18 protein-coding genes and 2 tRNA genes are annotated in these 20,828 nt (G+C 71.9%); 3 read left to right on the top strand and 17 right to left on the bottom strand.

The window, feature by feature from the left end:
* Positions 1-64: 64 nt before the first annotated feature.
* From GTY56_RS24180 to leuS, 6 genes are all read right to left on the bottom strand, one after another.
* On the bottom strand, positions 65-895 hold the full coding sequence (locus GTY56_RS24180; RefSeq protein WP_161367424.1) for an arylamine N-acetyltransferase family protein: 831 nt from the start codon (positions 893-895) through the stop codon (positions 65-67).
* 4 nt (positions 896-899) lie between these two features.
* Positions 900-3,530 carry a ComEC/Rec2 family competence protein gene (locus GTY56_RS24175; RefSeq protein WP_161367423.1) on the bottom strand — a complete coding sequence of 877 codons (2,631 nt, stop codon included), beginning with the start codon at positions 3,528-3,530 and terminating at the stop codon, positions 900-902.
* Positions 3,527-4,345, bottom strand: coding sequence for a ComEA family DNA-binding protein (locus GTY56_RS24170; protein ID WP_524540138.1), 819 nt, complete (start codon positions 4,343-4,345; stop codon positions 3,527-3,529). The genes GTY56_RS24175 and GTY56_RS24170 overlap by 4 nt, the downstream gene beginning before the upstream one ends.
* A 725-nt stretch (positions 4,346-5,070) precedes the next feature.
* Positions 5,071-5,916, bottom strand: a complete 846-nt coding sequence (locus GTY56_RS24165) for a DegV family protein (protein ID WP_161367422.1) — start codon at positions 5,914-5,916, stop codon at positions 5,071-5,073.
* A 72-nt stretch (positions 5,917-5,988) separates the two neighbouring features.
* Positions 5,989-6,816: a hypothetical protein gene (locus tag GTY56_RS24160; RefSeq protein ID WP_161367421.1), complete on the bottom strand. Its 828-nt coding sequence runs from the start codon at positions 6,814-6,816 to the stop codon at positions 5,989-5,991.
* A gap of 137 nt (positions 6,817-6,953) precedes the next feature.
* Entirely contained in the window at positions 6,954-9,833 is a 2,880-nt protein-coding gene (gene leuS / locus GTY56_RS24155) for a leucine--tRNA ligase (protein WP_161367420.1), read from the bottom strand.
* Positions 9,834-10,303: 470 nt separating this feature from the next.
* Here leuS and GTY56_RS24150 point away from each other — a divergent pair, with 470 nt between their 5' ends.
* Together GTY56_RS24150 and GTY56_RS24145 are read left to right on the top strand one after the other, a co-directional pair.
* Positions 10,304-11,569, top strand: a complete 1,266-nt coding sequence (locus GTY56_RS24150; RefSeq protein WP_161367419.1) for a ferric reductase-like transmembrane domain-containing protein — start codon at positions 10,304-10,306, stop codon at positions 11,567-11,569.
* Positions 11,566-13,176, top strand: a complete 1,611-nt coding sequence (locus tag GTY56_RS24145; RefSeq protein WP_161367418.1) for an NADH-ubiquinone oxidoreductase-F iron-sulfur binding region domain-containing protein — start codon at positions 11,566-11,568, stop codon at positions 13,174-13,176. Before GTY56_RS24150 ends, GTY56_RS24145 begins: the two co-directional genes overlap by 4 nt.
* 100 nt (positions 13,177-13,276) lie before the next feature.
* Here GTY56_RS24145 and GTY56_RS24140 read toward each other — a convergent pair.
* The 10 genes from GTY56_RS24140 to GTY56_RS40035 all read right to left on the bottom strand — a co-directional run bounded on the left by GTY56_RS24140 (position 13,277) and on the right by GTY56_RS40035 (position 18,444).
* Positions 13,277-13,349, bottom strand: a tRNA-Ala gene (locus GTY56_RS24140).
* A 97-nt stretch (positions 13,350-13,446) separates the two neighbouring features.
* Positions 13,447-13,680, bottom strand: coding sequence for a hypothetical protein (locus tag GTY56_RS24135; protein ID WP_006136074.1), 234 nt, complete (start codon positions 13,678-13,680; stop codon positions 13,447-13,449).
* A 3-nt stretch (positions 13,681-13,683) separates the two neighbouring features.
* The gene (locus tag GTY56_RS40045) at positions 13,684-13,857 is read right to left on the bottom strand and encodes a hypothetical protein (RefSeq protein WP_107454917.1); all 174 of its coding nucleotides are present in this window, start codon (positions 13,855-13,857) and stop codon (positions 13,684-13,686) included.
* Positions 13,858-14,057: 200 nt separating this feature from the next.
* Positions 14,058-14,130 (bottom strand) — tRNA-Ala (locus GTY56_RS24130).
* Between the two features lie 74 nt (positions 14,131-14,204).
* Positions 14,205-14,879 carry a histidine phosphatase family protein gene (locus tag GTY56_RS24125; RefSeq protein ID WP_161367431.1) on the bottom strand — a complete coding sequence of 225 codons (675 nt, stop codon included), beginning with the start codon at positions 14,877-14,879 and terminating at the stop codon, positions 14,205-14,207.
* Positions 14,870-15,316 carry a ribosome silencing factor gene (rsfS, locus tag GTY56_RS24120; protein ID WP_033306367.1) on the bottom strand — a complete coding sequence of 149 codons (447 nt, stop codon included), beginning with the start codon at positions 15,314-15,316 and terminating at the stop codon, positions 14,870-14,872. Before rsfS ends, GTY56_RS24125 begins: the two co-directional genes overlap by 10 nt.
* Positions 15,317-15,420: 104 nt before the next feature.
* Positions 15,421-17,109, bottom strand: coding sequence for a LytR C-terminal domain-containing protein (locus tag GTY56_RS24115; protein WP_161367417.1), 1,689 nt, complete (start codon positions 17,107-17,109; stop codon positions 15,421-15,423).
* A gap of 16 nt (positions 17,110-17,125) precedes the next feature.
* Positions 17,126-17,869 (bottom strand): nicotinate-nucleotide adenylyltransferase, encoded by a 744-nt coding sequence (gene nadD / locus GTY56_RS24110; RefSeq protein ID WP_161367416.1) that lies wholly within the window; start codon positions 17,867-17,869, stop codon positions 17,126-17,128.
* Positions 17,870-17,953: 84 nt separating this feature from the next.
* Positions 17,954-18,118, bottom strand: a complete 165-nt coding sequence (locus GTY56_RS40040) for a hypothetical protein (RefSeq protein WP_202510651.1) — start codon at positions 18,116-18,118, stop codon at positions 17,954-17,956.
* 164 nt (positions 18,119-18,282) lie between these two features.
* The gene (locus tag GTY56_RS40035) at positions 18,283-18,444 is read right to left on the bottom strand and encodes a hypothetical protein (RefSeq protein ID WP_202510650.1); all 162 of its coding nucleotides are present in this window, start codon (positions 18,442-18,444) and stop codon (positions 18,283-18,285) included.
* 112 nt (positions 18,445-18,556) lie between these two features.
* On the opposite strand from GTY56_RS40035, the gene GTY56_RS24105 reads away from it, so the two are divergent.
* Entirely contained in the window at positions 18,557-19,687 is a 1,131-nt protein-coding gene (locus GTY56_RS24105) for a M48 family metallopeptidase (protein ID WP_524540137.1), read from the top strand.
* A gap of 24 nt (positions 19,688-19,711) precedes the next feature.
* Here GTY56_RS24105 and GTY56_RS24100 read toward each other — a convergent pair whose 3' ends face one another.
* Positions 19,712-20,776 (bottom strand): SCO2583 family membrane protein, encoded by a 1,065-nt coding sequence (locus GTY56_RS24100; RefSeq protein ID WP_161367415.1) that lies wholly within the window; start codon positions 20,774-20,776, stop codon positions 19,712-19,714.
* Positions 20,777-20,828 lie beyond the last annotated feature (52 nt).

Here is a 20,828-nt window from a genome sequence, read left to right as displayed (position 1 = left end):
TGTGGCCCTGTGTGGCCCTGTGTGGCCCTGTGCGGCCGGAATTGGCTTCTACGGGTCTACGCGTCTATGCGGGACCGCGCAGCGCGGGCACTTCGTCGAGCCCGATCCCGAACCGCTCCCGGTAGACCCCGAGCACCTCCTCGTCCGTCTCCAGCTCCCGCACCTCGCGCGTTCCGTCGGCCGCCGTCGCCGTGAGCGTGCACCCGCTGAGCGTGATCCTTCCTCCGTCCTGCGTCACCCGCGAACAGACCAGCGAGCGCGTGAAATGCGACACCGGTGACGTGCTGTGCCACCACGCGCCGGCCACGAAGTCGCCCAGCGCCCGCGGCCGCACCTCCAGCCGGTACTGCGGTGTGCCATCCCGGAACACGTCCAGGTCCGCCGCCTCCACCGTGTCGTGCCCGCCACGCACCCCGGCCGCGTCCGGCTCCGCCTCGACGATCCGGAACGTGCCACCCGGATCCTCCTGTTCTCCCCGGTCCCCGAACGCCAGCGGAAGGTGGCTGTGCGCTCCGAACCCCACATCGGCCAGCCAGTCGCCCCCGTCCACCGTCCGCACCCGCAGCGCGAGATGGTCGTAGGGGATCCCGAGCCGCCCCTCGTCCCCGTACACCCGCGCCGCCAGCAGCGCCACGTCGTACCCCAGCGCGGCGAGCAACGCCCCGAAGGAGCCGTTGAGTTCGTAACAGAACCCGCCCCGCCGCGCACCCACCACCTTGTCCAGCAGCCGCTTCTCCTCCAGCACGATCTCCTCGCCCAGGTGGATCGAAAGGTTCTCGAACGGCACGGTCTGCAGATGACGCAGGTGCAGCTCGCGCAACGCGTCGACCGTGGGCCACGCCGGGTGCTCGACACCCAGTCGGTGAAGGTAGGCATCAACCTGTGCTGAGTTCATGCCTTCAGTCTCGCGCCACGCTCAGCCTCCCGTCCCCTCCCACGACCGCGAGCGCGCCGTCCCGGTCCGTCCGCAGCACCGCCGCGCCCCCGTCACGCAGCGCCGCGACCGTGCCGGGCGCCGGGTGCCCGTAGGAGTTGTCCGCACCGCAGGAGATGAGGGCCAGCCTCGGGGCCACCCGGCCCATCAGACCCGGGTCCTGGTAGGCCGAGCCGTGATGGGCGACTTTCAGCACGTCCACGCCCTCCAGCGCCTCGGCCGCCGGCGACCGGGCCAGTGCCCGCTGCGCCGGGGGCTCCAGGTCCCCGAGGAGGAGCAGGCGCAGTCCGCCGGAGCGGACCAGCATGGCGACACTGGCGTCGTTCGGCCCTTCCGGCACCGGATGAGCCGGAAGCAGCCCCGGGCCCACCCCAGGGAGCGAGACGGGCGGCGAGCCCGGCGGCGGGCTCGGAGGCGGGCCCCGGGGCGGGCTCGGAGGCGGCCACACCACCTCCCAGGCCAACTGCCCCGTACGCCGCTGCTCCCCGGCCGCTGCCCGCGTCAGGGGGATCCGCCGTGCCGCCGCCAGTCTCCGTACGAACGCGGCCTGGTCCGCGGGCTCTTCGAACCCCGTCGTCTCGATCGCGCCCACCTCCCGCCCGCGCAGCACCCCGGGCAGGCCCGCCACGTGATCGGCGTGGAAGTGGGTGAGTACGACCAGCGGGATCCTGCTGATGCCCAGTGAGCGCAGGCAGTGGTCGACGAGCTGCGGGTCGGGCCCCGCGTCCACCACCACGCCGCTCCCCTCGCCCGCCGCGAGCACCAGGGCGTCGCCCTGCCCCACGTCACACATCACCAGCCGCCAGCCGGGCGGCGGCCAGCCCGTGACCACCCGGGTCAGCGGCGGCGGCTGCACCACCGCCAGCACCAGCAGCGCTCCGCAGACCCCGCACCACCAGGGGTGTCCGAGCAGCCGCCGTCCGACAAGCACCACCACGACGGTCACGGCCAGGAGCAGCGCTGCGCCCGTCCACCGGCCCGGCCAGTCCACGCCCGCACCCGGCAGCGCCGACCCGGTCCGGGCGATCTGCGCGATCCACTCGGCGGGCCAGTGCGCGCACCAGGCCAGCGCCTCGGCCACCGGCATCGCCACCGGCGCCGTGGCCAGCGCCGCGAACCCCAGCACCGTCGCCGGCGCGATCGCGAACTCCGCGAGCAGATTGCAGGGCACCGCCACCAGACTCACCCGCGCCGACAGCACGGCGACGATCGGCGCGCACAGGGCCTGCGCGGCCGCGGCGGCACCCAGGGCCTCGGCCGGCCTCGGGGGCACCCCGCGCCGCCGCAGCCCGGCGCTCCAGCGCGGCGCGAGCGTGAGCAGGGCACCGGTCGCCACGACGGACAGCAGGAACCCGTAACTGCGCGCGAGCCAGGGGTCGTACAGCACCAGCAGCAGAACCGCCGTCGCCAGTGCGGGGATCATCGATCTGCGGCGGCCGGTCGCCAGGGCGAGCAGCGCCACGGCCCCGCAGGCCGCGGCCCGCACCACGCTCGGGTCCGGTCTGCACACGACGACGAACCCGAGCGAGAGGGCACCCCCGAGCACCGCCGTCCCACGCAGGGAGATACCGAGCCGGGGAGCGAGCCCCCGCCGCTCGACGTGCTGCGCCAGTCCCGGCGGCCCGAGCAGCAGCGCGAGGAGGATCGTGAAGTTCGCCCCGGACACGGCCAAAGTGTGGGTGAGGTCCGTCTCCTTGAACGCCTCCTCCAGCTCCGGAGTGATCCGCGAGGTGTCCCCCACGACCAGCCCCGGCAGCAGCGCCCGGGCGTCCGCGGGCAGACCGTCGGTCGCCTCGCGCAGCCCGGCACGCAGCCGCCCGGCGAGCCGCTGCGGCCCCGAGGGCTCTCCCACCACGTCCGGTCCGCCCAGGTCACGCACGCGCAGCACTGCCGCGATCCGGTCGCCGCCCGTCATCGCGGGCGCCGACCGCGCACTGACCCGCAGCCGCGTCGACGGCAGCAGGCCGAGCCACGCCGACCGCCCCTGCCCGCCGGCCGCCCGGCCGGGAGGTGCCGCGTCCACGTCGACGATCAGCAGCACCGGCGCCCGCGTCGTCACCTCCGTGCCTCCCGCCTCCTGGACACGCCGCACGTCGGCGTCGATCAGCACCGCCGTCGGAGCCACGTGATCGCCCCGGACCCTCGGCCGGGTGAGCCGCGGGTCCGACGTGAGCTCGACCTCGGCGGTCACCGTCGCGTACTCCCGCGCCAGGCCGGGCACGGGTCCCCGGCGCAGATCCGCCCCGTGCAGCCCGGCCGAGGCGGCAGCCGCGGCCACGCACAGCAACAGGGCCGCGGCCGAGGCTCGAGGCCATGACGCCGTGCGGCGCCGCCGGATCAGCGGCAGCAGCCCGACGGCCACCAGACAGCCGATCACGATGCCGAGGACCCGTTCCGGAGCCGCGTCGAGCATGAGCGCGGCCGTGGCCCAGGCCGCGAGGGCGGGCGGCACGAGCCGCAGGTCCGTCGGGCCCTCCTGGCGTGGACGGGCGGTGCCGAGGCGTGTGCCGGAGGAAGCGTGCACGGACGAGCGGGCGGGCCGGAGCCCGGAGGCGGCCTCGCCCCGCCGGGACGGCGGGGAGGGGAGGCTCCTCATGGCCGCACGAGGTTCCGCAGGTCGGCGAAGCGGCGGTCGCCGATGCCGGTCACCTCACGCAGTTCGTCCACGGAACGGAAACCACCGTGCTGCGTGCGGTAGTCGATGATGTGCTGGGCCAGCACCGGGCCGACACCCGGCAAGGTGTCGAGCTGGTCCGCGGTGGCCGTGTTGAGCGGGACGGGAGCCGACGGGGCAGCCGCGCCGCCCGCAGCCGCACCTGTCGTGCCGGCCGGGCCGCCAGGGGCCGTACCGCCCGTCCCGGGTCCCGTGACGGGAGCAGGCCCCCCGACGATCACCTGCTCGCCGTCCACGAGGAATCGGGCGCGGTTGAGCCCGTCGGTGTTCGTGCCCGGTTTCACCCCACCCGCCGCGTGCAGCGCGTCCGCCACCCGCGATCCGGCCGGCAGCCGGTGGATCCCCGGTTCACGGACCTTGCCGCTGACGTCCACGACGATCGCTGCCGCCCCCGCCTTCGCGGGCCCCGGGGAAGCTCCGGAAGGAGCACCGGCAGTACCCGGGCCCCGCTCTGCCGCGGCCTGCCCGCTCTCCTGCCGCTCCCCGAACGGCACCGCCGCCCGTACCACCTCCGGCGGCCGCACGGTCTGCGAGCGGCCTGCCCAGAAGTGCTGCACGGCGAACGCCGCCGCGACGACGAGCACCACCGCCAGAGCCAGCACACTCCGCCGCTCCAGACCGCACCTGGCCTGGAGCCACAGCGGCATCCGCTCCCGCAGCGCGAGCCCGGCCCGCTCCCGCCAGGCTCCCTCCGCCACGCCACCGTCCACGACCTCCGGCTCGGCGAAAGCACCCACGGCAGCCGGCCCTCGCCGGGTCTCTTCGACACCGACGGAACCCGATGGCCCCGATGGCCCCGATGGCCCCGATGGCCCCGATGGCCATGGTGACTCAGGTGAACCAGGTGGCCCAGATGGCCCCGATGGCCAAGGTGGCCCCGGCGGCCCTTGCCCCGACTCCCGCCGCTCCCCTGCCCGTTCGACCGGTTCCGCCCGCCCCGGAGGCCCAGCGGACCGGGCGGACCCGGCAGACCCCGCAAGCTCGACCGAGCCGGCAAGGCCGGCATACGCGACCGGCCCCGCAAGCCCGGCCGGCCCCGCGCGGTCGGCAGGTGCGGCCGGCACCGCAAGCTCACCCGACCCGGCAGACACCGCCGACTCAACGGACTCAACGGACTCAACGGACTCAACGGACTCAACTACCGCCTCAGCCGTCTCACCGAACAAAACCCCCGCCCGCCGCCGGAGTTCCTCCCCCGACGCATGGTCCCGGCGGGCCCGCCCGCGTGCGACAGGCCTGGGCCGGCGATGACGAACGCGCCCGTCGGACGCCGGCCCACGGCCCGGCCCACTCGTCGCGGTCGCTGTACGTGAACGTGATCGAAGTGCCATGCGACGAGGATCGGCCACCTCGGCCCGCTCGCGATGATCCTGCTCAATTCCCGGGGACAACGCCCCGGTTGTGGAAAACTCCGTCCCTCACACGGGCGACCCGAGCCCCGACCCGAGCCTCACAGCAACGTTCACCGGGGCGAAACCACAACTCCCAGCAGTCCGGGCCCGGTGTGCGCCCCGATCACCGCCCCGACCTCGCTGACATGCAGATCGGCCAGCCCTGACACCCGCGTCCGCAGCCGGTCGGCGAGGGCCGACGCCCGGTCCGGGGCGGCGAGATGGTGTACGGCGACATCCACCTGGGCGCTGCCCGCACGGTCGGCCGCGATCTCCTCAAGGCGGGCGATCGCCTTGGACGCGGTCCGCACCTTCTCCAGCGGTTCGATACGGCCGTCGGCCAGTTGCAGCAGCGGCTTCACCGCGAGCGCCGACCCCAGCAGGGCCTGCGCGGCACCGATACGGCCGCCGCGCCGCAGGTAGTCGAGGGTGTCGACGTAGAAGTAGGCAGAGGTGCCCGCGGCCTTCTTCTCCGCGGCCGCGACGGCCTCGTCCACCGTCCCGCCCGACTCCGCGACCTCCGCGGCGGCGAGCGCACAGAACCCGAGCGCCATCGCGATCACACCGGTGTCCACCACACGCACCGGCACCGGCGACTGCCGTGCGGCCACGACGGCGGCGTCGTACGTACCGGAGAGTTCGGCGGAGAGGTGGAGGGAGACGATGCCGGTGGCGCCGGACTCGGCGACCTTGCGGTACGTCTCCTCGAAGACCGCGGGAGCGGGCCGCGAGGTGGTCACGGGGCGCCGCTTCTGCAAAGCCTGGGCGAGGGCGCGGGTCGAGATCTCGGTGCCCTCTTCCAGCGCCCGGTCGCCGAGGACCACGGTCAGAGGTACCGCCGTGATGCCGTGACGCTCCATCGTCCGGGTCGGCAGGTAGGCCGTTGAATCGGTGACGATCGCGACATGGCGGGACATGAGCTGGAGGTTACCTGCCGTAGCGCCCGTGCGGCAGTCCGGCCCCTGCGCCCCGCGGCACGCGTGGCCGGATCAAGTGGTGCTCTCGGGGCGGGGCTTCTTCTGCCAGGGGTAGGCCGGGCGCGCTGCCGGCGGCGTGATGGCGGGCCGTGCCGGCTCCTGCGCCGCGCCGGACTGCGCGGTGTCCGGCCAGGTCTGCCCGGCCGTGGCGGCATCTGCGGCGGGCGCCTCCGGCCACGGCGGCGGCGCGGACTGCGACGGCGAGGTCTGCTGCCGGGCGGACGCGGGCTTCGCCGAGGACGGGGGCTGCTGCCTGGTGGAAGAGGACTGCGCCGAGGACGCGGGGTGCGGCTCCGGAGCCGTCCAGTGCCGCAGCGCCCCGGACTCCAGGTCGATCTGGGCGCTGAGCGAGTCCAGGTCGTCGTCCGCGAAGCGGCCGGCCCGGTCGCGGGCTGCCCAGCGCAGTGAGTCGGCCGAGTGCGTGATGCGTTCGGTGCGCTCGCGCAGACCGGGCAGCCGCTCGGTGAGCGTGGCGCGGTCCGGCTCGGACTCCAGGCGCTTGAGCTCTTCGTCCAGCTCGTAGCCGTGCGCGCTGAGCCGTTCGAAGAGGCCGACGGACTCCTTGAGGGACTCGTCCTCGGCGACGGCCGCGTGCAGGGCGTCCTGCGTGGCACGCATCGAGGTGCGCAGCTTCAGCCGGAGCTGGGCGAGTTCGCCCGCGGCGCCGGGCTGGACGAAGGACTTGGCACGCAGTGTGTGGTCCTCGACCGTGCGACGGGCCTGGGTGATGCCGCGGTCCACGCCGCGCTTGGCGGCGCCGACCGCTTTCACGGTGGCGTACGCCCCGAGCCCGAACAGGAGCACGAAGAGCAGGGCGAAAACGACGATCACTGCTTCCACAAGGGCTCCTCCTCGGACGTCACGGCGCTTCGCGTCGCTCTTCAACGGTAAACGCAACAGGCAGGCCCGGAGTTCCAGAAAAACCCCGAACCTGCCCGTAGGGGACCACCCCGAGAGGGGTCCGCACACTCCGGCGGCTACGCCGGAACGATGTTCACCAGCTTCGGCGCGCGCACGATCACCTTCCGGATCCCGGCACCGCCCAGCGCGGCGACGACCTTCTCGTCCGCCAGCGCGGCCTTCTCCAGCTCCTCGTCGGAGATCGACGGCGCGACCTCCAGCCGCGCCTTGACCTTGCCCTTGATCTGCACGACGCAGGTCACGGTCTCGTCGACGACGTACGCCGGGTCGGCCACCGGGAAGTCCTGGTGCACCACCGAGTCGGCGTGTCCCAGCCGGCGCCACAGCTCCTCGGCGATGTGCGGGGCCAGCGGCGCGACCATCAGCACCAGGGCCTCGGCGACCGGGCGGGACACCGCCCCGCCCACCTTGGTCAGGTGGTTGTTCAGCTCGGTGACCTTGGCGATGGCGGTGTTGAACCGCATGCCCTCCAGGTCACCGCCGACGCCGTCGATCGCCTTGTGCAGGGCGCGCAGCGTGTCCTCGTCGGGCTCGGCGTCCACCACCGTCAGCTCGCCGGTCGCCTCGTCGACGATGTTGCGCCACAGCCGCTGCAGCAGCCGGAACTGGCCGACCACCGCGCGCGTGTCCCACGGCCGGGAGACGTCCAGCGGGCCCATGGCCATCTCGTACAGGCGCAGCGTGTCGGCTCCGTACTCGGCGCAGATCTCGTCCGGAGTGACCGCGTTCTTCAGGGACTTGCCCATCTTGCCCAGCAGCCGGGAGACCTTTTCGCCCTGGTACCAGTAAGCGCCGTCGCGCTCCTCCACCTCGGCGGCCGGCACCGCGATGCCGCGGCTGTCGCGGTACACGTAGGCCTGGATCATGCCCTGGTTGAACAGCTTGTGGAACGGCTCGGCGGAGGAGACGTGACCCAGGTCGTACAGGACCTTGGACCAGAAGCGCGCGTACAGCAGGTGCAGCACGGCGTGCTCGGCGCCGCCGACGTACAGGTCGACACCGCCGTGCGGCCGGCCCTCGCGCGGGCCCATCCAGTACTGCTCGATCTCGGGGTCGACCAGCTGGTCGGAGTTGTGCGGGTCCAGGTAGCGCAGCTCGTACCAGCAGGAACCGGCCCAGTTGGGCATGGTGTTGGTCTCACGCCGGTACGGGCGCGGGCCACGTCCGTCACCCAGGTCCAGCGTGACGTTCACCCAGTCCTCGTTGCGGGACAGCGGCGTCTCGGGCTGGGTGTCGGCGTCGTCCGGGTCGAAGGTGCGCGGAGAGTAGTCCTCGACCTCCGGCAGCTCCAGGGGCAGCATCGACTCGGGCAGCGGGTGGGCGATGCCGTCCTCGTCGTAGACGATCGGGAAGGGCTCGCCCCAGTAGCGCTGGCGGCTGAACAGCCAGTCGCGCAGCCGGAAGTTGACGGTGCCCTCGCCGACGCCCCGGGCCTCCAGCCACTCGGTGATGCGCGCCTTGGCCTCGACCACACCCAGGCCGTCCAGGGAGACGCCGGTACCGGAGGAGTTCACGATCTTCGCGTCGTAGGAGGCGAAGGCGTCGTCCCACGTGGACGGGTCGGTGCCGCGGCCGTCGGCCGGCTCGACCACGCAGCGGATGGGCAGATCGAAGGCACGGGCGAAGGCGAAGTCGCGCGTGTCGTGGGCGGGGACGGCCATGATCGCGCCGGTGCCGTAGCCCATCAGGACGTAGTCGGCGATGAAGACCGGGACCTGCTCGCCGTTGACCGGGTTGGTGGCGTACGCGCCGATGAAGACGCCGGTCTTGTCCTTGGCCTCGGCCTGGCGCTCCACGTCGGACTTCGAGGCGGCCTGGGCGCGGTAGGCGGCGACGGCCTCGCCCGGGGTCGCGTGACCGCCGGTCCAGACGTCGTGTGTGCCCTCGGGCCAGGCGGCCGGGGTGAACTTCTCCACCAGCGGGTGCTCGGGCGCCAGCACCATGTAGGTGGCGCCGAACAGGGTGTCGGGGCGCGTGGTGAAGACGGTGATGCGCTCGCCGTCGATGGGGAAGTCGACGCGGGCACCCTCGCTGCGGCCGATCCAGTTGCGCTGCTGCAGCTTGATGGCCTCGGGCCAGTCCAGCTCCTCCAGGTCCTCCAGCAGCCGGTCGGCGTAGGCCGTGATGCGCATGTTCCACTGACGCAGCTTGGCCTTGAAGACCGGGTAGTTGCCGCGCTCGGAGCGGCCCTCGGCGGTGACCTCCTCGTTGGCCAGCACGGTGCCCAGCCCGGGGCACCAGTTGACCGGCGCGTCGGAGGCGTAGGCCAGCCGGAACTCGCCCAGGACGTCGGCCTTCTCGGCAGGGCTCAGCTCGCCCCACGCGCGCGCGTGCCCCGGTACGGGCCGCTCACCGGACTCGAACTGCGCGACCAGTTCGGCGATCGGACGGGCCCGGCGGGCGTCCTGGTCGTACCAGGAGTTGAAGATCTGCAGGAAGATCCACTGGGTCCACTTGTAGTAGTCCGGGTCGATCGTGGCGAACGACCGGCGCTTGTCGTGGCCCAGGCCCAGCCGGCGCAGCTGGGACTTCATGTTCTCCATGTTGGCTTCGGTGGACACGCGCGGGTGCGTGCCGGTCTGCACCGCGTACTGCTCGGCGGGCAGGCCGAAGGCGTCGAAGCCCAGGGTGTGCAGGACGTTGTGGCCGGTCATCCGCTGGAAGCGGGCGAAGACGTCCGTGGCGATGTAGCCCAGGGGGTGGCCGACGTGCAGGCCCGCACCGGAGGGATACGGGAACATGTCCATGATGAACTTCTTGGGGCGGGCGACGTCCTCCGGGGCGCCGGCCAGGTCACCCTTGGGGTTGGGTGCGGCGTAGGTGCCGTCGGCGTCCCAGAAGTCCTGCCAGCGTGCCTCGATCTCGGCAGCCATGGCGGCCGTGTAGCGGTGCGGCGCCGCCACCTCGGAGGTGGCGGCGGGGTTCGTCTCGCTCATGATCCTCAAAGCTCCATCGATCGTCTCTGCCTGCGGCTGTCTGGTTCGAGAAACGAAAAATCCCCTCGCACAGGAGGGGACGCCGCGCCGATGCCGGCCACTCGGTTCGTCCGGTGGCCGGGACTGATCAGCGCGGCCCGCTAAGCAGAAGGCGTACGGCACGCATGGCGCTAGGGTACCGCAGGCCCCCAGCGCGTCGCGACGCGCTTCCGAGGGCCGTCCCGGTGCCCCAACAAGCTGAACCAAGGTCAATAGTTACTTCGCGTAACAGCCGCTAAAGGACATCACAGCAGCCAGATCGTCCTTTGATAACAACGCAATAACTCAAACCTCGTACCCACCGGTATCACTCCGCTTAGAGTTCGGCAGCGGGACCGCTGCTTTCCCGAACCGCTCGGAGTTGCCCCCATGAACCCTCATCGCAGTAACACCTCCCTACACCCGGCCGCCGGGACGTGGGGAGGCCTGTCGTGAACCCCCACGACTCCACGGCAGACGACTCGTTCGCCGAGTTCCTCAACTTCGGTGCGGGCGTGCTGTCCCTCGTGTGCCTGACGTGCTCGGTCATCTGGGGCCTGGTCGCCCAGGACCGGATCCTCCTGGACGCGCGCCGCCGCATCCTGGCGCAGGCCGTGCACCGGACCACGGCCGTCGCCTCGATCGTCTTCCTGCTGGTGCACATCGGGGTGAAGCTGGCGCTGTCCCACACCTCATGGGTCGCCGCGGTGATCCCCTTCGGACTGGTGTTCACCGACGAGGAGCTGGTCGGGGGCAGGTCGTTCCTGATCGGGCTGGGCACCCTGGCGGGCATGCTCATGATCTTCGTGGGCGTCACCGGCGTGCTGCGCAACCGCTTCGCGTCCCCCGCGCCCGTCGCGGCCCGCTGGCGGGCCATGCACATGCTGGCCTATCCGGCCTGGTGCGCCGCCCTGGTCCACGGCCTCTACGCGGGTCGCTCGGCCAAACCGATCTTCGTCATCCTGTACTGCCTGTCCCTGGCCGGAGTGGCCGGCGCCCTCGCCCTGCGCGCGGCCCCGCGCCAGGTCAAGCGCCGGGTCGCCGACAAGGTCGCCTCGCTGATCGGGCCCGGTGAGGGCCTGGGCCGCAGGGATCTGGAGGAGAGCCGGGCCCGGGCCGGCGGCGGTTCCGCGCTGCCCGGCTACGGCGGCCGTGAGGCACCCGCACGCCCCGCGGCGTCCCCGTCGGGGCCGCTGTACGAGAGGGCCGAACGCCCCGCGGCCAGGGAGCCGGCGAACGGCTTCGCCGCCGCCTACCGGGCCGTCTCGGGCCCGCCCCAGGGCCAGCAACCCTTCGCGCCCGGGCCGACCACCAGCATGCAGCTGCCGCTCGACCTTCAGGCCACCGAGACCATCCCGACCGTGGACGGCCCCTCCAGCACCTCGGGCAACTGGCCGATCCCGTCCCCGCCGCCGGTCGGCGAGGCCCCGCCGTCGGCCTACGACCCGCTCCAGGACACGGGCTTCAACATCCCGCCCTACGACCCCCTCCAGGACACGGGACAAAGCATCCCGGCCTACGGCAATCCAGGCGCCTCCGGCACGGGATCGAGTGACGTGTACGACACGGGTGAGACGAATGCCGTCTACGACACGTACTACCCGAACGACACGTACAACAGCGGTCCCGCCACTGAAACAACGCCCGGTGCGTCCTACGACTTCGACGCTCCGGGATCGGGCGAACCTTGGAACACGCCTTCCGGAGGCTTTAAGTGAACGAGGCCCTGCCCGACGTACCCGAAGTCCGCGTCGTCGGCCTTCCTCAGCTCACGTCGGGCTTCGACCTTGTCGATCGGCTCGATCTGCCCATGCACCTCAAGGTGCACGGGCCGCTCGAACCGATGGGCGGCGAGCAGCTCGCTCAACTCGCCGAACGCATCAACCTGAAGGGCCGCGGCGGCGCGGGCTTCCCCTTCCACAAGAAGCTGCGCTCGGTCGCCGAGGCGGCGATCAAGCGCGGCGTCCGGCCGGTCGTCGTCGTGAACGGCAGCGAGGACGAGCCGGCCTGCCGCAAGGACACGGTGCTGATCAACCGCGCTCCTCATCTGATCCTGGACGGCGCGCTGCTGTGCGCCGAAGCCCTGGGTGCCCGCACGCTCGTGGTGGGGGTCACCCGTGAGTCGACCCAGCGCTCCATGGAGGCCGCGCTCGCCGAACGCGGCCTCAACAACGGCCGCCGCTCGGCGCTGCGCGCGCGGGTCCAGCGCAATCCGGTCCGCATGGTCACCGGCGCCGCCGCGTCGCTGATCCGCTCGATCGACGGCGGGCCGGCCATCCCGCCCGGCCGCAAGGTCAGCGCCTCGCAGAACGGCGTCGGCGGCGCACCCACCCTGCTGTCCAACGCCGAGACCTTCGCCCAGCTGGCGATCGCCGCCCGCATCGGCCCGGAGCGCTACGGCAACACCGGCCTGTACGACGAGCCGGGCACCGTCATGCTCACGGTCTCCGGCGCGGTCGCCCGCCCCATGGTGATCGAGGTCCCGACGGGCGTGCCCCTGCGGTACGTCCTGCAACTCGCCGGCGCGCCGCCGGTGCCGCAGGGCGTGCTCACCGGCGGCTACCACGGCAAGTGGATCGACGCGGCGACGGTCAACGAGGCGATCGTCTCCCGCAACTCCCTGGACGCCGTGGGCGGCGCGCTCGGCGCCGGCGCGATTCTGCCGATCACTCAGGACACCTGCCCGCTGGGCGAGTCGCTGCGGGTGGCGCAGTGGCTGGCCGAGGAGAGCGCGGGCCAGTGCGGGCCCTGCTACCTCGGCCTGCCCGCCGCCGCGCGCGGCCTGGAGGACATCCTCAACGGCGGCGGTCCGGCCGCCCTGGAGGCGCTCAAGCAGGTCGCCAAGAACGTGAAGCGGCGCGGCGCGTGCTCGCACCCGGACGGCTCCGCGATGTTCCTGGAGTCGACCATCAAGGCGTTCACGGACGACCTGGCGGCCCACGTCCTCGGCAACGGCTGCGGACGGCCCGTGGAGGGCGTTCTGCCGCTCTTCGAGGGCGGCAGGGCCCCGACGGGCATCCCGGGCGGCGGCGAGTCCGAGGAGAACGGCCCCAGCCGCCAGAAGATCTACGTCGACTGGACGCTGTGCCGGGGCCACGGGCTGTGCGCGGACATCCTCCCGGAGGTGTTCCAGCTGGGCGCCGACGGCTTCCCGACCGTGGCGCAGGCGCAGGTGCCGCGCTACGCCGAGGCGAAGGCTCTACGCGCGGTGCGCCGCTGCCCGGCGCTGGCGCTGCGGATCGAGGAGTCGGGCGCATCGGGCGCGCCGTCCCGCAACCTCCCGGTCCTCTCCCAGGGCCGCGGCCGCCGCGCTCTCGGCCGCTGAGCACACGTACGGCGGGCTCCCTCCCCGGGGGCCCGCCGTACGCATACCCACGACAAGAAGGCGGGTCATCCGATCGGATGACCCGCCTTCTCAACTTCTGTGGAGCTAAGGAGAATTGAACTCCTGACCTCCTGCATGCCATGCAGGCGCTCTACCAACTGAGCTATAGCCCCTTGCCAGTGCTCCTCCGGGTTTCCCCGGCGGCGAAGCCAACATTACTGGCCCACCAGCCCCAACACCAAATCGGTTTCGCTTCGCCCGAAATGCCCGTTATGCCGTGACGAACGAGTAGAACCGCTTGAGCGTGCAGTGCTCCTCCAGAAGCCGTCCGTAGATCGGCTCGCCCTCCAACTCGCGGTACGTCTCGATCGGGTCGCCTTTTATGATCAGCGCCCGCGCGCATTCCTCGCACCAGTACTGGTAGTCGGGATTGATCGGTTCCATGTCGCGGACGATCGGAGTCCCGCTGCCGCACCAGTCGCACTTCCGCCTGTGTGCACCCATCGATCAGCTCCAGCTGTGGCCGCAGGCCGTGCACACGTAGGAAACCCCGCCGTTGTCGCCGAGCATCTGGGCCACGTGCGCGGAACCGCAGGAAGGGCAGCTGAGGCGGGTGGACATGTCCCGTGTGAACGCTGCTTCGAGGAGGTGGTCGACCTCCTCGCGGATGCTCGCAGGCATCGCTACTCCTCCCGTCGGGCCGCGCCCCCTTCCGGCCGTTTGATTCTGCCACGGCCGGACCAATACGGTCAGCGACGCCTCAGTACCAGTCCGGACACGGCACCCGGCGGGGCCGTAGAGGTATACGCCTCAGCCATGCTGAGTGACTCAAGCCGGAGCACGAAAAATCCCGCCCCCTGAGCGGGAACGGGATCTTGACGTGGAGCTAAGGAGAATTGAACTCCTGACCTCCTGCATGCCATGCAGGCGCTCTACCAACTGAGCTATAGCCCCTCTGCTCGTCCCCGCCGGGCGGGGCGAACAAGAAGAACTTTAGCCTGCGACCTGCCGGAAAGTGAAATCCGGGGTCAGTCGTCGTCGCCGAGTACCGGTTCCGGGAGGGTGCCGGCGTTGTGCTCCAGCAGGCGCCAGCCGCGGGCACCTTCGCCGAGCACGGACCAGCAGCAGTTGGAGAGTCCGCCGAGGCTCTCCCAGTTGCGGGGATCGAGTCCCAGCAGGCGGCCGATCGTGGTGCGGATCGTGCCGCCGTGGCTGACCACGACGAGCGTGCCGTTCTCGGGGAGCTTCTCGGCGTGCCGGAGCACCACGGGGGCTGCGCGGTCGGCGACCTCGGTCTCCAGTTCGCCACCACCGCGGCGTACGGGCTCGCCGCGCTTCCACGCGGCGTACTCGTCGCCGTACCGGGCGATGATCTCCTCGTGCGTCAGGCCCTGCCAGACGCCCGCGTAGGTCTCGCGCAGCGCCTCGTCGTGGGTGACGTGGAGGCCGGTGAGCGTGGCGAGCTCGGCGGCCGTGGCCGCGGCGCGCCGGAGGTCGGAGGCGACCATCGCGTCCGGCTTCAGGGAGGTGAGCAGCCGGGCGGCGCGGCGGGCCTGGGCGAGACCGGTCTCGGTCAGCTCCACGTCCGTGCTGCCCTGGAAGCGGCGCTCCACGTTCCACGAGGTCTGGCCGTGCCGCCACAGGATGATGCGGCGGCCCCGGCCCTTTCCGGCGGACGCCTCACTGAAGGAGGTCACCGCCAGTCACCGTCCAGCTCCGCCGCCTCCTCGGCCGCGCGCAGCTTGGCGTGCTCCTCGGCCTTGCCGCGGGTGGCCTTGGCCTCCTCGGGCAGGTCGAGCTCGGGGCAGTCCTTCCACAGCCGCTCCAGGGCGTAGAAGACGCGCTCCTCGCTGTGCTGCACGTGGACGACGATGTCGACGTAGTCCAGGAGCACCCAGCGGGCCTCGCGGTCGCCCTCGCGGCGCACCGGCTTCGCGCCGAGGTCCTTCGAGAGGCGCTCCTCGATCTCGTCGACGATCGCCTTGACCTGGCGGTCGTTGGGCGCGGAGGCCAGCAGGAAGGCGTCCGTGATGGACAGCACGTCACTGACGTCGTAGGCGACGATGTCGTGGGCCAGCTTGTCGGCGGCCGCCTGGGCGGCGGTGTTGATCAGCTCGTGAGAGCGGTCGGTCACGGTCACTGCATGGCTTTCGGTCGGCGGACACTTGCCACCAAGGGTCTCACGGACCGCCGTGCGCCCCCTACGCGATAACGGGGATCACGTGGGGGCGCTCCTTACGCCCTCTAGCCGGACGACGGCTTGTAGTCCTGGCCGAGGACGACGGAGACGTCGGCGCTCCCGGAGACCTTCCCCTTGGTCACGGAGCCCGCGGGCAGGCCCAGGGTCTTGGCGACCTCGGTGGCGTTCGCCTTGGCGGCGGCGTCGGCGTAGACGACCTCGGAGGTGGCCCGGGCGGCGCCGGTGCCGCCCTCCAGGAAGGTGAAGCCGCCGTTGAGGAGCACGACGCGGGCCTTCTCGGTGTTGTCCTTGACGCCGGTGGCGTTCTGGACGGAGACGCTGACGGCGGCGTCCTTGTCGGGGCTCTTGGCGGTGCCGCCGAGGACGTTCTTGACGATCCCCGCGCCGGTCCGGGCGCTGAGGGTGCCGTCGCTGCGGACGGGCAGCAGGTCCGTCTTGTAGTCGCCTCCCTTGGCGAGGTCGGAGAGCCCGGCGAGGAAGGTCCCGAGGTCCTTGTCGGTGAGGGACGGATCGAGGATCTGCTGGAGCGTCTGGATCGTGGTCGTCGCGGCCTGCGGGTCGGAGGACAGCTTGCGCAGGACGCTCTGGAGGACCTGCCCGAAGCGCTTCAGCTGGGCGTCCTGGGCCTCGCCGGGGGCGCGGTAGGTGGCGTAGGCGACAGCCATCTTGCCGCTGAGGGTCTGGTTCCGGCCCTTGTTGACCAGGGGGGCGGTGCCCTTCTTCTTGGCGGCGGGGTCGGGGACGTCGGTGTCGGTGTCGACGTCGATGTTGCCGACGAGGTCGACGAGGTTCTGCAGGTAGGGGGTGTCCAGGCGCCAGGTGCCCTCGATGTCGGTGCCGAGGACCGTGTCGAGCGCGTCGCGGGTGCCGTCGGAGCCGTCGTCCTCGACCGACTTGGCCAGGGTCGTCGTGGTGCCGTCGTCGCTGGTCAGTGCGAGCGAGTTGGGCAGCAGGACGGTGGTGCCCCGCTGGGTGGTGGTGTTGTCGACCAGGAGGGCCGTGGCGGTGCCGTCGCCCTTGATGTCGTGCAGGTGGACGACGATCACGTCCCGCTTCTGGGCGCCCGCGGCCGTCGCGGTGCCGGTCGCGGAGCCGTCGGAGGAGAGGCCGGGCAGCTTGCCCGCGTACCAGAGATAGCCGACGCCGCCGGCCGCGACGAGCGCGAACACGACCGCCAGGGCGACGATCCGGCTGCGGGACCGGCGCCGGGCCTCCTCGCGGCGCTCGGTGCGGTTCTCGGTGAACTTCAGCCAGTCGATGACGTCTTCGGAGTTGGCGTCCGGTTCCTCGACGAAGGCGAACTGCTCGGTGTGGTACTCCCGCGGTTCGGCGGGGGTGTCCTCGTCGTGCGCCGGGCCGGCCTGCTGCGGGATGTGGGCGGTCTGCTGCGCGGTCTGTTCGGCGCGGGGCTGCCGGCCGGTGGCTGCGGTGGCCTGGCCGTAGGGGTCGTGCGCGGTGCCCGGTGCGGGGCCACCGCCCTGCGCGCCGGTGGCGTACGGGTCGTAGGCGCCGTAGTCGTAGGCGGGCGGTTGCGTGCCCTGCTGCGCGTACGGGTCGTAGCCGTAGCCCTGGCCGTACTGCTGGGTCTGCTGGGCGTACGGGTCGTAGGTCTGCTGCTGGGTCTGCTGGGGCGGGACCTGCCGGTAGACAGGCCGGCCATACTCGTCGTAGCCGACGAGCTCGTACTGGTCGGCGCCGTGGCCCGCGGCCCCCGCGTCGTATCGGTCGTTCACCGGTGCCCCTCTCGGCTCACTCGCCGCGGTACAGCTCGCGCTTGTCGATATAGCGCACGACTCCGTCCGGCACCAGGTACCAGATGGGATCGCCCTTGGCGACTCTCGCCCGGCAGTCGGTGGAGGAGATGGCCAGAGCGGGAACCTCCACCAGCGAGACACCGCCCTCGGGGAGCCCGGAGTCGTCCAGGTGGTGGCCGGGCCGGGTGGCTCCGATGAAGTGCGCCAGGGAGAACAGTTCCTCGCTGTCCCGCCAGGTGAGGATCTGGGCGAGCGCGTCGGCGCCGGTGATGAAGAACAGGTCCGTGTCCGGGTTGAGCGCCCGGAGGTCGCGCAGGGTGTCCACGGTGTAGGTGGGGCCGCCGCGGTCGATGTCGATGCGGCTCACGGAGAACTGCGGGTTCTCGGCGGTCGCGATGACCGTCATCAGGTAGCGGTCCTCGGCCGGCGAGACGCTGCGGTGGCTCTTCTGCCAGGGCTGGCCGGTCGGGACGAAGACCACTTCGTCGAGGTGGAACGCCGCGGCGACCTCACTGGCCGCCACCAGGTGCCCGTGGTGGATCGGGTCGAAGGTGCCGCCCATGACGCCGAGGCGGCGCTTGCCCGGCTGGGACGGCCTCGTGCGGGGACCGTCGGTCCCGCCGGCCGCCGCGGAGGCACGGCGGGGCTCCGAGTGTCGCTCGGTACCGCTCGCCGTGTCCTGTGCCGGGTCGTGCGGCGTCTCGTTCGCCGGACCGGTAGGCATGTCCTGCTCTCCCATGCGTGCAGACCCTACCGGCCCTGCCTGAGGGCTCCGGCCGCCCCCGTGGTCCCCGGGCATCCTCGGCGGGATGCCCCGCGGGTCTCAGCGGTCGCGGTTGAAGCGGGTGGTGATCCACAGCAGGAGCAGCAGGATGAAGAGCGCGCCGCCGCCGGTGAGGTAGGGGTTGAGGCTCTCGTGGTTTCCGCCGTGCTCTCCGCCCTCGGCGGCGAGGGTGACCAACTGGGCAGCGGTGCTGTGGAAGCTCATCTTCGGCAGGACCTATCGCGTGTGGGCGGGATAAAGACGTCCGCTCATCGTAAGCGGGCGCCCGCCGCGCGATCACCCCGACTCCGCCTGTTCGTCCCGCGGGCGGTCACACGTGCCGCCGCCGGGGCCGGTCCCGGGACCCGGCGGGGAACCTTCGTGCGGCCTCAGTCGTCCTTCCGTCCGTAGCCACGCAGCAGGAACCACGCGGTCAGCACACAGCCCACGACCATCACGAGCAGTACGTACCGCAGCATCCCCGGCCCCCCTTGCCGCTCGGCGGCGCTCGCGGCCTCGGCGAGCCAGGCGGATACGGGGTGGTGCTCCATGGCGGTGGTCTCCTTCGCTGTACTGCCCGACCACCGTAACTCCGCCTAGGCTGGGCTTCGCCTCGGGGAAGCAAAAGGCCGCACAAGGGGCCGCAAAGGCCACAACAGACGCATGGGGGAAGACATGTCCGACGGCCACGAGCACAACGGGCACGAGCACGTGCCGAGCAGGCAGCGCAGGCGCTTCCCCGGGATCTCCTCGCGTACGTACGAACACCCCGCCGACCGCTCCGCCCTGGTGGCGCTGCGCAAGCTGAGCGGGTTCGACACGGTGTTCAAGGCGCTCAGCGGCCTGCTGCCCGAGCGCAGTCTGCGGCTGCTGTTCCTGTCCGACTCCGTACGGGTGTCGGACCAGCAGTTCGCCCATCTGAACGTGATGCTGCGGGACGCCTGCTACATCCTGGACCTGGAGAAGGTCCCGCCGATGTACGTGAACCAGGACCCGCAGCCCAACGCGATGTGCATCGGCCTGGACGAGCCGATCATCGTCGTCACCACCGGCCTCGTCGAGCTGCTCGACGAGGAGGAGATGCGGGCGGTCGTCGGACACGAGGTGGGGCACGCCCTGTCCGGGCACTCCGTCTACCGGACCATCCTGCTGTTCCTGACCAGCCTCGCCGTCCGGGTCGCCTGGATCCCCCTGGGCAACCTCGCGATCATGGCGATCGTGACCGGGCTGCGGGAGTGGTTCCGCAAGTCGGAGCTGAGCGCGGACCGCGCGGGACTGCTGGTCGGGCAGGATCTTCAGGCCTCCATGCGGGGGCTGATGAAGATCGCGGGCGGCAACCACCTGCACGAGATGAACGTGGACGCGTTCCTCGCCCAGGCCGAGGAGTACGAGGCCGGGGGCGACCTGCGCGACTCCGTACTGAAGATCCTGAACGTGCTGCCCCGCTCCCACCCCTTCACCACCGTGCGGGCGGCCGAGCTGAAGAAGTGGGCCGAGTCGCGGGACTACCAGCGGATCATGGACGGCCACTACCCGCGGCGTGACGAGGACAAGGACACCTCGGTCCGGGACTCCTGGCGCGAGTCGGCGAACCACTACAGCACCCATGTGAAGAGCTCGAAGGACCCGCTGATGAAGCTGGTCACGGACCTCGCGGGCGGCGCCGGCGACCTGGGCGACCGGGTCCGCCGCGGCTTCGGCGGCTTCACCGGCCCGTCCCCGAAGCCCCAGGGCCCGGAGTCGGGCCCGTCGGACCCCTCCGGGGAAGACCGGCCGCCGCGCGACGGGAGCTAGCCCCCTCCGGCCCTCCGGACCCCGTCAGAGCTTCGGCTGCGCGCCCGTCGCCAGGGTGCCGCACAGGGCCGTCGCGCTGCCCGTGGCGTAGGGGTCGGTGCCCGCGGGGCCGCCCTCCTTGGCCGTCTGGCCGGAGAGGAGGGGCCGCAGGTGGTTCGTGGAGTCCTCCGCGCAGGAGAGCGGGCCGGCCTGGACGTAGGAGACGACGAGCTGGGCCTGGTGCAGCCGCAGGTCGTCCCGGTCGAAGCGGAAGTGCAGCTCGCGCCGGAGGGTGAACAGGGACACCTTGTCCTCGCCTCCGGCCGGCCGCAGCGCGTACACGAAGGTGTGGTCGGCGGTGACCTCAAGGGTGGAGGAGTCGGCCTCGGCGGCCTGGAGCGTGCCCTGGACCCTGACCCTGCGGTCGGCGAGCTCGGCGCGCGAGGGGTCGAAGCGCACGAGCCAGCCGGTGGGCGCGTGGCGTCCGTCGGCGGTGGGACGGGCGAAGCTCTGGTCGAACTGCTCGAGCTGGTCGGGGTCGAGCAGCACGCGGACGGCACGGACCTCACCGCCCGTGAGCACCTCCGGGTCGAGGGCCGACCGGACGATGTAGTCCTTGGCGGTGGTCAGGGCACTCACGACCTGGCTGTCCGAGAAGTGCGCGGTGCGCCGCGAGGCGGGCAGTGGCACGCCCTCCGCGCCGGTCCTGAACTGCGCGGCGGGGCTGTGCTCGTACAGGTGGTCCAGGTCGGCCGTGCCGGGCACCTTGCCCTCGGGGGCGAGCGGGATGACGGTCATCCGCAGCGGCTCGACGGGCTCCCGGGCGGCAGGGGTCTGGTAGGGGTGCCGTACACCCATGTAGATCGCGGTGCCGAAGGCGACGGCGATCAGCAGGACCAGGACGAGAGCCTGCCGGGACAGGCCCCGGCGCAGGGGCGGGCGGCGCCGCACGGCGGGCGCGTGGTCGTCGATGCGCTCCTGCGCGGAGAACTCCTGGAGGCGCGCAGCACGGACGAACGACTCGTCGAAGACGACGGATCGGTACTCGTCCTCGCCACCTCCGGGGGCGCCCTCGGGAGTCCCCTCAGGTGGGTTTCCAGGCCCGCCCATATCTTCAGGGTAGGTCGCCGCACGCCCGGGTAAACGCCCCGCTCCACCACAA

Origin of the sequence: Streptomyces sp. SID5643, assembly GCF_009872555.1 — a bacterium.
In the GTDB taxonomy this organism is placed as follows: Bacteria; Actinomycetota; Actinomycetes; order Streptomycetales; family Streptomycetaceae; genus Streptomyces; species Streptomyces iakyrus.
The sequence above is the reverse complement of the archived record's forward strand: the minus strand, read 5'-3'. Positions and strand labels throughout refer to the sequence as shown.

Coding starts and splice junctions, on each gene's coding strand:
- GTY56_RS24180 (WP_161367424.1), bottom strand. CDS start 895: ATGAACTCAGCACAGGTTGATGCCTACCTTCACCGACTGGGTGTCGAG.
- GTY56_RS24175 (WP_161367423.1), bottom strand. CDS start 3,530: ATGAGGAGCCTCCCCTCCCCGCCGTCCCGGCGGGGCGAGGCCGCCTCC.
- GTY56_RS24165 (WP_161367422.1), bottom strand. CDS start 5,916: ATGTCCCGCCATGTCGCGATCGTCACCGATTCAACGGCCTACCTGCCG.
- leuS (WP_161367420.1), bottom strand. CDS start 9,833: ATGAGCGAGACGAACCCCGCCGCCACCTCCGAGGTGGCGGCGCCGCAC.
- GTY56_RS24135 (WP_006136074.1), bottom strand. CDS start 13,680: ATGGGTGCACACAGGCGGAAGTGCGACTGGTGCGGCAGCGGGACTCCG.
- GTY56_RS40045 (WP_107454917.1), bottom strand. CDS start 13,857: ATGCCTGCGAGCATCCGCGAGGAGGTCGACCACCTCCTCGAAGCAGCG.
- nadD (WP_161367416.1), bottom strand. CDS start 17,869: ATGGGAGAGCAGGACATGCCTACCGGTCCGGCGAACGAGACGCCGCAC.
- GTY56_RS40040 (WP_202510651.1), bottom strand. CDS start 18,118: ATGAGCTTCCACAGCACCGCTGCCCAGTTGGTCACCCTCGCCGCCGAG.
- GTY56_RS40035 (WP_202510650.1), bottom strand. CDS start 18,444: ATGGAGCACCACCCCGTATCCGCCTGGCTCGCCGAGGCCGCGAGCGCC.
- GTY56_RS24105 (WP_524540137.1), top strand. CDS start 18,557: ATGGGGGAAGACATGTCCGACGGCCACGAGCACAACGGGCACGAGCAC.
- GTY56_RS24100 (WP_161367415.1), bottom strand. CDS start 20,776: ATGGGCGGGCCTGGAAACCCACCTGAGGGGACTCCCGAGGGCGCCCCC.